12 protein-coding genes are annotated in these 12,847 nt (G+C 58.1%); 5 read left to right on the top strand and 7 right to left on the bottom strand.

Going from position 1 to position 12,847, the window contains the following annotated elements; translation table 11 throughout:
- Window positions 1–622: 622 nt before the first annotated feature.
- The 6 genes from EV286_RS31020 to EV286_RS30995 form a co-directional block, all read right to left on the bottom strand.
- A complete protein-coding gene (locus EV286_RS31020) occupies window positions 623–1,864 on the bottom strand; it encodes a site-specific integrase (protein ID WP_132961086.1) in 1,242 nt (413 codons plus the stop codon).
- A 264-nt stretch (window positions 1,865–2,128) separates the two neighbouring features.
- Window positions 2,129–3,352, bottom strand: coding sequence for an MFS transporter (locus tag EV286_RS31015; protein WP_132961085.1), 1,224 nt, complete (start codon window positions 3,350–3,352; stop codon window positions 2,129–2,131).
- 57 nt (window positions 3,353–3,409) lie between these two features.
- Window positions 3,410–4,144 carry an SDR family oxidoreductase gene (locus EV286_RS31010; RefSeq protein WP_132961084.1) on the bottom strand — a complete coding sequence of 245 codons (735 nt, stop codon included), beginning with the start codon at window positions 4,142–4,144 and terminating at the stop codon, window positions 3,410–3,412.
- Between the two features lie 84 nt (window positions 4,145–4,228).
- On the bottom strand, window positions 4,229–4,978 hold the full coding sequence (locus tag EV286_RS31005) for an SDR family oxidoreductase (protein ID WP_132961083.1): 750 nt from the start codon (window positions 4,976–4,978) through the stop codon (window positions 4,229–4,231).
- A gap of 221 nt (window positions 4,979–5,199) precedes the next feature.
- Entirely contained in the window at window positions 5,200–6,105 is a 906-nt protein-coding gene (locus EV286_RS31000) for a LysR family transcriptional regulator (RefSeq protein WP_132961082.1), read from the bottom strand.
- Between the two features lie 31 nt (window positions 6,106–6,136).
- On the bottom strand, window positions 6,137–6,733 hold the full coding sequence (locus EV286_RS30995) for a TetR/AcrR family transcriptional regulator (RefSeq protein ID WP_132961081.1): 597 nt from the start codon (window positions 6,731–6,733) through the stop codon (window positions 6,137–6,139).
- A 522-nt stretch (window positions 6,734–7,255) separates the two neighbouring features.
- On the opposite strand from EV286_RS30995, the gene EV286_RS30990 reads away from it, so the two are divergent.
- On the top strand, window positions 7,256–7,582 hold the full coding sequence (locus EV286_RS30990) for a succinoglycan biosynthesis protein exoi (RefSeq protein ID WP_245500896.1): 327 nt from the start codon (window positions 7,256–7,258) through the stop codon (window positions 7,580–7,582).
- A gap of 375 nt (window positions 7,583–7,957) precedes the next feature.
- On the opposite strand, the gene gcvA is transcribed toward EV286_RS30990, so the two are convergent.
- Window positions 7,958–8,866 (bottom strand): transcriptional regulator GcvA, encoded by a 909-nt coding sequence (gcvA, locus tag EV286_RS30985; protein WP_132961080.1) that lies wholly within the window; start codon window positions 8,864–8,866, stop codon window positions 7,958–7,960.
- A gap of 129 nt (window positions 8,867–8,995) precedes the next feature.
- On the opposite strand from gcvA, the gene EV286_RS30980 reads away from it, so the two are divergent.
- Genes EV286_RS30980 through EV286_RS30965 form a run of 4 tightly spaced genes read left to right on the top strand, consistent with a single transcriptional unit; the run spans window position 8,996 to window position 12,847 of the window.
- Window positions 8,996–9,406 (top strand): VOC family protein, encoded by a 411-nt coding sequence (locus tag EV286_RS30980; RefSeq protein ID WP_132961079.1) that lies wholly within the window; start codon window positions 8,996–8,998, stop codon window positions 9,404–9,406.
- Window positions 9,407–9,443: 37 nt separating this feature from the next.
- Window positions 9,444–10,628: a hypothetical protein gene (locus EV286_RS30975; RefSeq protein WP_132961078.1), complete on the top strand. Its 1,185-nt coding sequence runs from the start codon at window positions 9,444–9,446 to the stop codon at window positions 10,626–10,628.
- A 30-nt stretch (window positions 10,629–10,658) separates the two neighbouring features.
- Entirely contained in the window at window positions 10,659–11,738 is a 1,080-nt protein-coding gene (locus EV286_RS30970) for a 2-dehydropantoate 2-reductase N-terminal domain-containing protein (protein WP_132961077.1), read from the top strand.
- The gene (locus EV286_RS30965; RefSeq protein WP_132961076.1) at window positions 11,735–12,847 is read left to right on the top strand and encodes a Gfo/Idh/MocA family oxidoreductase; all 1,113 of its coding nucleotides are present in this window, start codon (window positions 11,735–11,737) and stop codon (window positions 12,845–12,847) included. The genes EV286_RS30970 and EV286_RS30965 overlap by 4 nt, the downstream gene beginning before the upstream one ends.

The following is a 12,847-nucleotide window of genomic DNA, read 5'->3' as shown; positions in this document are numbered from 1 at the left end:
GCCCACTAATTGACGGTGCGGTCCGCACATCCGGATGGCCGGGGCTCGCCGATAAGAATATTCAAGAAGAGGCGGGCGAGCCCTGTAAGAAACCGTTCACTCGACAATCCTCCATTGATACGAACCCGTACCATTGAGCTTTTGAGGCGTTTCGGGAACCCCATTGCGAAGAAAGCGGCCCCACGCTGATCCATGGGGCCATTTCTTGATTTCGATCTGTTCTACAAGGAAGGCACTGGTCGCCGGATTCCATGAATGTCGGATCACCTTGAAGGGAAGCTTCTCGCCGCAGTCCTTCCGAAGTTGAACACGTTCTTGTCGAAAGCACTGTCGGTCATGGCCCCCGCAACCCAATCTTTGACCACCGGCTGAATATGGTCACAGGCATCGACGGCGATATCACCGATGACGCCTGACGCTGCTGCCCCGGGACAAAGAGCTTACTCCTGCAGGCTCTCAGGAGTTCTAGCGTGCGGAGAGGGGAGAAATTTTGGTGGGCCCGACAGGTTTCGACCCTTTGACCGTTGGTGGCGGAGTACAGTGAGGCAAGCCGGAACTTCTGACTTAAGACGCGTAATCATTCTAGGTGAAACTCCCCGTATGCAAGTTGTGCAAATGATACCTAGGCTGCGTTCCTGAGTTTGTTCTTGGCAAGCATCGCACGCACGAACTTATCCCACTTGGCCATACCGGCGCGCTTCTCTGGCATGTAGTTCCAGCGGTCATAGTTCTTTGAGCTGACATCCTGGAGCGCGTGGTTCTGGAGCCGGTCGCGGATCTCTTTGGATAACCCCGCCTTGCCGGCAAGCGTCTTGAATGTCCGGCGCAGATCTCGGTTCGTGGCGTGGGGAATGACCCCTCGGTCGCGCTGGCGCCAGACGAAGCTGTAGAGCGTTCCATGGCTGACAGGGATCGACGGATCCTTGGCAGACGGGAAGAACCAGCCATACTCGTTCGGCCTGATCGACGCGATGAGTTCAGCGGCGAGGGAGGGTACTAGGACAGCATGCGGCTGCAGGTTCTTGGTCTTCGACCAGTCGATAATACGCTCCTTGGCGTCCCACTGATCGACATGCAAGCGGGAGATTTCTTCCACCCGTTGACCAGTCAGCATAATGATCTGCACTGCGCGGGCATATGATGGATGAACAGGCGTGTCCGGGCATTCGAGCCAGCGATAGAGCCGCACGAACTCCTCCTCGCTGAGCCAGCGGGTGCCCTGGACCTTCGGCTCGGTTGGAATGCCCATGGCAGGATTGAAGGGAATGCGGAAGCGGCGAGGGGAGGTGTTGCGATAGTCGTTGTCGGACTTCATTCCCCAGCCGTAGGCCGCGTGAATGTAGCCTCTCACATGGTCCGCCATCGATCGGGCACCATGATCGTAGATCGGCCGGATCAGTTCGACGATTTCTTCCGACTCGACCTCGCGGGCAAGGCGACTACGCCCAAGCGTGTCGGCTATCTTGTTGAGACCCTTTTCCGTCTCCTTCCAGGATGGCTTCGCCGCTGCCTTGAGCGATTCAACGTAGCCGTCGAACAGATCGGCGACGGTACCGGGGCGGGTATCGGTTGCAATCTTGATACTGCGGCCTTTCTGAATGACGTCAGCGAAGTCACGCTTGAAGATCTCACGCGCCTGGGCGAGCGACATGGACGGATAGGCTCCGAGCTTTTTCTTGGTCCGCTTTCCATCACGCCACTGCTGTGCCATCCAGTCGGCAGTCACCCGCTTCGGCATTGGCTTGAGAACCAGGACCAGGCGGCCAGTGCCGCGACCTTCACCATCGGCGAGGTTCTCCTGCTTGCGGCTGCTCTCCACTCGCTTCAGCGCTTGCCGGATGGCGGCATCGGTAAGACTGGGCATCGCGTTTTTCCCTCTCTCGGCAACTGGGATCGGTCGAGGAAGCAGGGATCGGCGCTCGGGATCTGGAGGCGGTCCGCTACCCCTTCAACAGCACCCAGTTTGCCAAAGCGGCACCCACCACGCAAGTCGGAAAACAATTATGTTTCAATATGCTTGAGCGTGATCCAGTGTGTTCGAAACGAGGGTAGTGGGGTGGTTGTGGATCACAGTCAGTCCCGTTGAATCATGTTCGGTACCGTTGGTCCACAGACGCCTTGCTGAACATCACTTGATATGTGCCGTGGATCGAAAGATCAAAATAAGAGGAGCTGCTGCCAGGACTGCTAGACCGCCGATTGCCATGGTGCTGACCAGACCGAGGTTATCGATGACGCTGCCCCCGGCCAGGGACCCAGCCGCAACTGCGATTTCGACAGAAGAGACGAGAAGAGCCGCCCCCCGCTCGACTGCTTCTGGTGCAGCGCGCAGCATCCATGTCTGGGTGATGATGGGCAATGCGCCAAAGCCCAATCCCCATATGGCGACGATCGCCGTTGCCGCCTGGGAATTGCTGCCCCAATTGGTCAACATCAGAACGGATGCGGCAATAATCAGAGAAGTTGCTACTAGCGAATAACGCACGTTGCGGCCGGCGCCCCAACTTCCGATCATGTTTCCGAAGAACCCGGACACCCCGTAGAGGAGCAGAAGAGCATTAATCGACTGCATCTCCATTCCCGTGTAGCTGCCAAGGAATGGCGATATGTATGTATAGGCGAAGAAGTGGCCGCCGAAGGTGAAGATCGACAGAAGTAGGCCCAGCCGTGCATTGGGGATGCGCAATAACTCGGGCAGATCGGACCATTTGGTGGACTGGCGCACAAGAAGCTTCGGTAGCAGCTTCATTTGCGCAACCAGCAGGATAAGGCTCAAGCCAGCGGCTGCGAAAAAGGCCCAACGCCAGCCCATATTGTCGCCGACAAAGGTTCCGACGGGGACGCCAGCGATCGTGCCGAGCGAAATACCGCCGAAGACGATCGCCGTTCCGCGCGTTCCAGTCGGTTCGGGAATGAGCCGCGGACCTATCCCCACGCCCACCGTCCAGAACCCACCAATCGTAAAGCCGACCAAGACACGACCGAGAAGAACAATCGGAAAGGACCAGGCCAATGCTGTTATCAAGCTGGAGATTGCCAGTAAGGCGGACAGGAACATCAGCACCTTCTTGCGATCAGCCGTACCGGCCATGACACTGACGACGGGTGCGCCGATTGCGGCCATGATGCCGGCGATGGTGACGGTCAGTCCTGCCTGTCCATGGGTGATTTGTAGATCTGCCGCGATCCCTGGCAGCAGTCCGACCGGCAGGAATTCACAGGTTACCATGAGGAAAGCTGTGGCCCCGACTGACAGGGCTGAGAGCACGTGCGGGAGGGTGACAGGCATTGCCACCGACGCGTCCAGATCTACCTCATCGGCGACGACTGTTTCCGATCCACTTTCTGACATTTCGATAGTTCCTCGTGCTTGGCCGGCGCTCCTCCCTGCGCCGGCCGGTTGATCGCATCAGACCTGGGCTGCTCCGCCGTCGGCAAAAAGCTCAACGCCGGTAATAAATCGCGAGTCGTCACTTGCCAGGAAGACCGCCGAGTTCGCGATTTCCGCGGGGAGACCTACGCGACCCATGGGGATACCGGCGAGAAACTGATCGAACACTTCTGGAGGAGCAGATTCCAGCGGACCGGTGAGAATGGGCCCCGGGCTCAGGATGTTGGTCCGGATCTGCCGGTCCTTGAGTTCGAGCGTCCAAGTGCGGGCGAATGATCGCACAGCCGCCTTTGCCGCGCCGTAGACCGTCATTCCCGGAACGCCTTTGGATCCGGCCATCGAGCCGATTATGATGATCGACGCGCCATTGGACACCATGGGGAGCGCACCCTGGACTGTGAAGAGAACACCGCGGAGGTTGAGGTCTATCTGGCGGTTGTAGAACTCCTCGGTGATCTGGCCGAGCGGTGCGAAATCTCCCGCACCGGCGTTGGCGACTATGACGTCGAGCTTACCCCTTTCCGTTGCTATCACGTCGAACAGCTTCGCGAGATCGTCACTCTTCGTGACATCACCTTGGATTGCCCTAACGTTTCGGCCAATCTGCGCTGTGGCCCTGTCGAGATATTCCTGGCGGCGACCGGTAATGAAGACGTACGCGCCTTCTTCGACGAAGGCCTGGGCCGTTGCCAGGCCGATACCCGTGCTGCCTCCGGTGACAAGTGCGATTTTGCTAACGAGCTTTCCAGCCATGATCATTCCCTTTCATGGAATTGACGGCATCCCGGCTGAGGACGCGAAAATGAATGGTGTGTGGTGAGGATGTCGGACAGTCGATCAGGTCAATGAAAGGCCACCGTCGATGAAGAGATCGGCGCCTGTCGTGAAGCTGCTGTCGTCGGAGGCCAGGTGCAGAATTGCGGCGGCGACTTCGTCAGCCTCTCCCAGGCGCCCGAATGGAATGGCTGCCCTAAATGCTGCCCTAAGGCCGTCGGCCTCTTCCTTGGTTTGAAACTGCTTGTCGATGATCGGTGTTTCGATCGGCCCGGGGCTGATGGTATTTACCCGAATCTTACGTGCCGTTAGTTCGGCAGCCCAGCTCCGCGCATAGGAACGCAGCGCGGCTTTCGTCGCCAGGTAGCTCCCATATAGCGGGACGCCCTTTACGTGGCCGGATGTGGTAACGAGGATGATGCTGCCTCCCTCGCGCAGCAGCGGCAGGGCCTTGTGCACGGTGAAAAACGTTCCGCGGACATTGACGTTGAACGTCTTGTCGAAATGCTCTGGCGTCGACGCGGCCAGCGTCACGAGTTCCACGAAGGCAGCGTTTGCCACAACGATATCGAGGCCACCGAGATCATTTGCAATCCGGCCATAAATCCGGTCGAGGTCGTCGAGGCTTGCTATATCTCCTTGCAGACCGGTCACGTTCCGACCAAGTTCATGTTCAGCCTTCTCCAGGTCCGGCTGACCACGGCCGGTCACGAAGACATGTGCGCCTTCTTCCACTAACCGCTTTGCTGCCGCCAAGCCGATGCCACTGCTGCCGCCTGTGATGAGAGCGACCTTTCCTTCCAGCTTGCCCATATTTTCCGTCCTCATTAATGGCGCGATCATTCGCGACAGCAGAAATGAAGATGGCCAGGCTGGTCTGGAAGGTTGCGGGCCGGAATACGACCTATTCTGAATTGGAATGAGATCAGGCAATCACTGCCCGACCCGGCAGTTGCCGCCGGTATCGAGAGGGCATGTTCGCCCAGCGGTTTTGAGTGTATTGCTCAGGCGGTGCCGGGCGGGCACATCGCGGATTATCTTATGCGGAGATCTGTATTCGTTGCGAACGTCTGCGCAAGAAATTCAATGAAAAGCTTGACTTTGCTGGGTTGCAGGCGACCTCCAGGACTAACTGCGTTGATCGGGTGAGGCGGTGGCGCAAAGTCGGTGAGAAGCCGCTGCACGGCGCCCGATTTCAATTCATCGCGAAAAAGCCATGCGGGCCCCTGTGCAATGCCGATGTCGGATAACACGCCGGCGCGAACATGTTCGGCGTCGGAGGTTCGTACCGGCCCGGACGGTTCAAATATGATGGGTCCGGACGAGTCGCGAAACTCCCAGGTCCGCGCAGTTCCGCCTGAGACGAATGTAACGCACGCATGATCACGCAGATCGGCGGGCGAGGTTGGTCCCGGATGTTTCTCCAGATAATTGCGAAACGCGACGAGAACCGTTTCGCCACTGCCGATGCGGCGCGAAATCAGCGAGGAGTCGCCCTGCTTTCCGATCCGTATCGCCACATCGATATGGTTTTCCACGAGGTTGATGTGTTTGTCGGTGATATCTGTCTCGACGGTAATGTCCGGATAACGTTCGAAAAACATTGGTAAATGCGGCATCACGTACATTCGGCCGAAGCCTGCCGACAGCGCGACGCGAATGCGACCGGAGGGTGCCGCCTGACGAGCAACCAAATTCGACTCCGCGGCATCGAACTCCCCGAGGAGTCGGATGGCCGCGTTGTAATAGGCTTCGCCAGCATCGGTAACGCTGAGACCACGCGATGTTCTTCGCAGCAACTGGGCACCGAGCCGAGCTTCAAGGCCCGCAATTTGCTTGCTCACCGTTGGTTGGACGACGCCTTCGGCGCGTGCCGCCTTCGAGAAACTTTCGCTCTCAACCACGCGAACGAAAAGACGCATGACATCTATTCGGTCCATGAGGCTCTCCTGTGTGATGGTGCCATGCGCATCACCGCCCGGATTTGGTCAGCGATTGAAGGAGGCCGATAGCGAGGTTCGCGGATTGCCTCATCTGAATCGAGTTCGCCCCCGATTGCGCGTCGACCGCCATGCCCATTCCCACGACGTGCAACAGCCGCGCGATGGCTTCGGAGTTGGAGGTATCGGAGATCTCGCCCTCCGCCTTTGCGCGCTCAACGCGATGTCGGATTTTTGCGAGGCTCTCCGACCGACTCGTAAGCAACTCCTCGCGAACACCAATCGAATTGGCAGGACTCGGTAATCCGCAATTGATGCCGAGACAGCCTGACGGGTGAGCGGGATCCGTCTGCGCATGCGCGTGACCAAGAAGCAACCTTTCGATCACGTCGGCAAGCGTGGGCTCGGCAAGTGCCTCATCGATGTAGGCGAGGTGGTTGCGCTTGTAGCGATCGTAGACCTCCCGAAAGAGCCCCTCCTTGTTGCCAAAAGCAAAGTAGAAGCTGGGCGGCGTTACTCCCAACACATCCGTCAGTTCGGCCAAGGAGGTACCATCGTATCCTTTTTCCCAAAACAGGTTGGTGGCTTTCCAAATAGCCTGATCCCTGTCGAGCTTGCGTTGTCGCATCGTCTTTCCTCCCTATAGCAGTCACTATATTTACGATGTTCCTGATTGTCGATCGTTGTATAGTGACTGCTATGGAGCGCTCGATCGGCTTGGCGGAATAGCCGCTATTCCTGCCTGGAATTTGATGCAAGAGTGATAAAGAGGCAGAATATCCCCTTCGTCTGTCACGCGCTCTGCCGCTGCCCGTCGATGCTGTCTGAGGCATCGGGCACTTCGACCAAGCCGTCAGACGCTAGGCGCTCTGAAGTCGATGGGGCATAAGCTAATCCTCCCGTGATTAGCAAAAGCATCACCGCAACTAGAGTGCTCGTGATCATTGAGAAAGATGAATCCCATCGGCACAAAGCTCCGCGTCTAAGGCAAGGAGAAGTGAAGGACGTCGCTCCTGGTCGGGCGGACGTCAGGCACCACTCGATAAAACGGCGATGAGCCTCGACAGTGAAGATCGTCGGCCTTTTAGTCATCTCTTCAATCTCGCCTAAAGCCCCGGCATGCTACCAGTGCGCGCAATGGAGGCATCGCATGCGCAACCCTCGTAAGTATTGGAAGCCGAAGCACCAAAGCAATGTTCTCTCATACGCCAAGGCTGCCCCCGGGCTCATGGCAGCTTTCATGCTACTTGGTGTGGCCGGCCTTTATAGTGCGGCTGACATGTTGGGGTCTGTTACCGCCTCGGCAAACGGCTGCAATATCAAAGGCAACATCAGCATCAATACCGGCGAACATATCTATCACGTCCCTGGCCAAGAGGATTACTCGACAACAAAGATCAGCCCACAATATGGAGAGCGATGGTTCTGCAGTGAATCCGAGGCACGCGCCGCTGGTTGGCGAAGAGCACGGAATTGAGCTTGGAGCGTTCTTGCCACTTATGCGCACCAACTCGTGTCTTTGCCGTCGTCGACGTGTGAATCGACGCCGAAGGCCGGCCCTCGCAACATGGGCTTAAGTCTTTGAGATACAGATAGAAAATAGAAAATTGAAGGGTCGCAATCGGCGCCAGTGGTGACCCCCCGTGCCATGAATTTGCCAGCAAGCTCGTGTGTTTAATGGCGGTCGGTTCAGGGGAAGCGTTTGATGTCGATTCACAGTTTTTTGAGGTGCTCCCCGAATCTGCGTCAGCGGGAGCTGGAATTTTCCGGGGTTAAAGCTCAGATCGGCGTGGGTGCCGATGAGCCGTTCATGAGCCGGAAGTATTCGAGCGCTTCTTAACTGAAGTACAAACTATATCGGACGCGCCTCGCATTTTATCTCATCCAAAATCCAACTGCGGAAAAGCTTGACGCGCCGCAACTCCGCCTTCGCAGCCGATGTTACCAGATAGTAGGCGCCGGGGCCGGCGATACGAACGGGGAATGGCGCGACCAGCGCGCCGGTCCTGAGCTCATCCTCGACCAGAAAGCTCGGCAGCAAGGCAATGCCGAGACCGGCAATCGCCGCTTGGATGATCATGAAGAAATGTTCGAGACTTGGCCCCCAGCGCAAATTGTCACGTGAAGCGCCGACGGAGCGAAACCAGTGATCCCAGCTGTGCGGACGAGTCGAATGGCGGATGAGCGGGTGATGCTGCAGCGATGAGTAGTCGGATAGTGGCATTGGTCCCTGCATGATCTTCGGGCTGCAGACGACCAGAATCTCCTCCGACATCAGTGGGTCGATGATGGCATCCGGCCAGTTGCCATGGCCGAACCGAATGGCAACGTCGATGCGCTCCTTGGTGAAATCCAGTTCGCCGTCACTCGATATGACATTCAAGGAAATCTCGGGATATTTTTCCTGAAGGGACGGCAGACGTGGCAGCAGCCAGCGCGTGCCGAAGGTGGGCAGCATGCCGATCGAAAGCGTCCCGTTGCCTTGGCTCGACGAAATCAACTCGACCGTCCCGGCTTCGACAAGGTCCAGCGCGTCATGAACCAGCCTGTTGTAGAAACGTCCCTCGTCGGTCAGCTCGATGCGCCGGCTCTGACGGGTGAAGAGGGGGATCTGGAGGTAGTCTTCAAGGCTGCGGACAAGTCGGCTGGCGGCGCTCTGCGTTACATTCAATTCCTCGGCAGCGCGCGTGAAGCTGTTGTGGCGAGCCACCGCTTCGAAGGTCCGTAGTGCATTCAGCGAAGGCAAGAGGCGGCTGCGCATTGATTTGCATTCCTTGAGATCATTACAAACAGATTTTTATGCATCTTGAGGCGATTTGCCAAGTCGATAGTCTTTTCCGCGTACCGAGGCTTCACGCCGCGTTAACCGACCTTTGCGGAAAGAAAAATCATGATCCCGTTTCATATGGCCTTTGCGATCGACGACAAGGAAACTGCCCGTCATTTTTATGGTTCTGTCATCGGATGCAAGGTCGGGCGTGAAGCGGAGAACTGGATCGACTTCGATTTCTTCGGTCACCAGATTTCCGCGCATCTCAACAAGGATCCGAAACCCTCGGCGACTTCCAAGGTCGGCAACGACCTCGTTCCGCTTCACCATTTCGGCGCCGTCTTGCCTTGGGAAGAATGGAATGCGCTGATCGAGCGGCTGCGCAGCAACAGCTGCGCCTTCATTCTCGAACCGCATATCCGCTTTCAGGGCGAGCCGGGCGAGCAGGGCACGTTTTTCATCAAGGATCCGGCGGGCAACGCTCTTGAGTTCAAGTCCTTTCGCCACCCGGAAGGCATGTTCGATCACTGACGTCCGCCGCTCTACCCCTATCTGATCAGGATATTCCATGAACTCCTTTGAAATCGGCCACGAACTTACCGCCGTCACGATGGGTATCGACGCTTTGGAGCGTCGCCAGCCAGCAGAAGGGAGCCTTCTCGGTGGCGACGGTCTCGTGCCGATCTATCTCGGCGCGACACTCGTGGAAGCGCGCCGCTATGCCGAGCGGGATGCCATTCGTTCGGATCTCGACGCGTTGGATGCGTCTGTGGCGGCCCTCGACAATGGCCCTCGCAAAGTGTTCCTCGAAGGCATGCTGAAGTCGCTTCGCGTGGCGGTGCGGATGCTTTCCGGATCGAGCCCCTCCTTCGAGGAGAAGGTTTCCGATCTCGTTGGTGCGCCGATCGGCCGCGAAGATCCCGCGATCATAGAGGACGCCAGGACAAAGGTGGACGCGCTGCTGTCGAAAATGGGTTTCAACACCGGTTCGCTGCTCGCCCGCGTCGAGGCGTGGGAGCGCACGCGGACCATTCCTTCCGACAAGATCGAGACCGTGTTTCGCGAGCTGATGTCGGAGGCAAAGGCGCGAACCGACAGGCTGATCTTCGATACCGGCAGCTATGATATGGTGCTCAATCCTGTCCGAGGTATGATGTACACGGCGCGCTGCAGCTTTAACGAAGGCAAGATGGATCTCAATTTTGATCTCGCCTTCACGCGTGCGGCCTTGAAGCATCTCGTATGTCATGAGGTCTATCCCGGCCACTCCACGCAACTTCTCTATACCAAGGCCGAAGTCGCAGCCGGCAAGGCGCCGGCCGATGCGCTACTGATTACCACCGATGCGATTACCGGCTGCGTGCAGGAAGGAATCGGCGATCAGGGCGTTCATCTGATCGATTTCATCGAGGATGCCGATGACGAACTGCACGTCGAGCTGCGTCGTCTGCGCAGTGCCGCGCAGACGAGCGCCGCCTGGATGTTGATGGTCGAAGGCATCGCGGCCGCGGAAGTCGCGGATTATCTCCGCAACACCGCCATGGGCCAAGAGGCCTGGGTACAGGGGCGCCTACGGATGGCCGCTCATCCGTTTCGAGGGCCTTTCATCTCCTCCTATTGGGCCGGTAACGAAAGCGTGCGCCGCGTGCGCGAACGGGTGACGGCCGAACAGTGGCCCAGCTTCCTGACGGCGCTGTTCGGACGCGCCAACAGCCCGGCAAGTCTGGAGATGTTTCCGGCCGTTGCAGCCTAATCCAGCCGATTTTTGAGCAAGGATGAGATGATGAAGATTACAATTATCGGGGCGGGGGCGATCGGCGGTCTGGCCGGTGCCTATATGACCAGGGCCGGTCACGACGTGTTGCTCGTCGACCGCTGGGCCGAGCATGTGGTTGCCCTCAACAGCAGGGGTCTCAAGATCGACGGCGTCCGCGGTGATATGACCGTGCCGGTCAGGGCCGCGACGCCAGACCAGCTCGAGGGCGACCTCGGCGCCGTGCTGATCGCCACGAAGTCTCAACATGCCGTTGACGCCGTCAGGCAGCTTATCCCATTGCTGACGCCGGAAAGCCTTGTCGTATCCTACCAGAACGGGTTCAACGAGCCTGATATCGTCGCGGCCCTTGATGACGCGGGGCTACCCGGCGGCAAGATCGTCATGGGTTCGATCCCGAACTATGGCGGCGCTCTGGTCGATCCCGGCTATATCGAATTCGTCCACGAGGGGCCGATCCAGCTTGGCGAGATGGATGGCAGCGCAAGCCCCCGTCTTGCCGAGCTTGCCGATGCGCTTTCGGCGCTTACCAGTGTGCAGGTATCGAGCAACATCTGGGGCCAGATCTGGGCCAAGGAGGTTTATTCGGCCCAGGTCGTATTCTCGGCACTTGCCGACGCGCGCATCCACGAAACGCTCGGCGTCGAGCGGTATGCCCGCGTCTCCGGCGCGATCGTTCGTGAGGCGTTGGAGATCGCCGAGGCAAACGGCATCCATGTCGAAGCCTTCGATTTCTTCGATCCCGCCAACTATAAGCCGCAGACACCGGCCGATACCCAGAAACTGCTCGACAACATCAACCACGCCATCTGGCTCCTGAAGAAGGATCAGACCGGGAAGACTCATAATTTCAAGAAGAAGGGCTCCGGTATCTGGTGGGATATCGTCTATCGCAACCGCCCTTCGGAAGTGCGGTCGTCCAATGGCAAGCTGATCGCTTATGGCACGAAAGTGGGTGCTGATACGCGCCTGAACGACCGGCTCTGTTCGATGATCTACGAAATCGAAGAGGGTAAGCGCAAGCTCGGCTTCCATAACTTCGACGAGCTCGAAACCTATATCAATGAAATCGGAAGGGCATTGCCATGAGCAAGCGGAGACTGGGCGTCGGTTTGATCGGGACGCATACATGGGCAGAAAAAGCCCATCTTCCCGGCTATGCCGCTCATGAGCGGGTCGATCTCGTCGCGGTCTGTGACATCGACAAAAGCCGCGCGGACGCGATGGCCGCGAAATTCGGGGCTAAGAAGGTTTACACCGATCCGGAAGCGATGATCGCCGATCCCGACGTGGAAATGGTCGATGTCTGCACGCCAACGCATACCCATCTTCCGCTGAGTCTGGCCGCGATTGCTGCCGACCGGCATGTCCTCTCGGAAAAGCCGCTGCATACGCTGGCGGGCCCGGCCTTCGATGCTGCCGCCAAGGCGGATGCGAAGGGTGTGCGCACGAAGCTCGGCTTTACCTTCCGCTATTCGCCAGCGATCCGTCAGATCAAGGCCTGGATCGACGACGGTACGCTTGGTGAGATCTATCACATCCATGGTTTCGAGCAGAATTCGCAGTGGCTGAACCCGCAGGAGCCGCTGCGTCAGATTGCGCCTGGCATGCCGCGTGACAAGCTTATCCCGTCTTCCATCGTCGGCTACGGCTCGCATCTGATCGATCTGATGCGCTGGCTCGGTGGTGAGTTTGGATCAGTCGCGTCGACGATGAAGAACTTTATTCCAGCCCGCATTGTCCGTGGCGAAGAAGGGCTGCAGAAGATTCCGGTCGAAGACGGAACGGTAGCACTGGTCGAGTATGCCAACGGCACACAGGGCCTGCTGCAGACGAGTTATATCGCCGTCGGCAATTACCCCGGCGTCGAGCTTCGTGTCTACGGTTCCAAGGGTGCCGCCATTGCACGGCTGATTTCCGAATTCGGTACGGCCGAGACGCTGAAATTCGCTACCGCCGACGCTGTCGAATTCAAGACTGTGCCGATCACCGAGAAGGTGCTCCCGCCCGGCACGACGCTGAACACACCCTGGCCGGAACTCTACTACCGCAACCTCGTCCGTTTCTTCGTCGACGAAATTCTTGAAGACCGCCCACAGGAATGCACCTTCTTCGACGGTGCGAAGAGCCAGGAAATCGTCGATGCGATCATCAAGGCGCATTTCGAGCGGCGCTGGGTCGATCTGGCTGGAGCCTGA

Source organism: Rhizobium sp. BK251, from assembly GCF_004345245.1.
In the GTDB taxonomy this organism is placed as follows: Bacteria; Pseudomonadota; Alphaproteobacteria; order Rhizobiales; family Rhizobiaceae; genus Rhizobium.
This window is presented reverse-complemented; position numbering and strand designations above follow the sequence as displayed.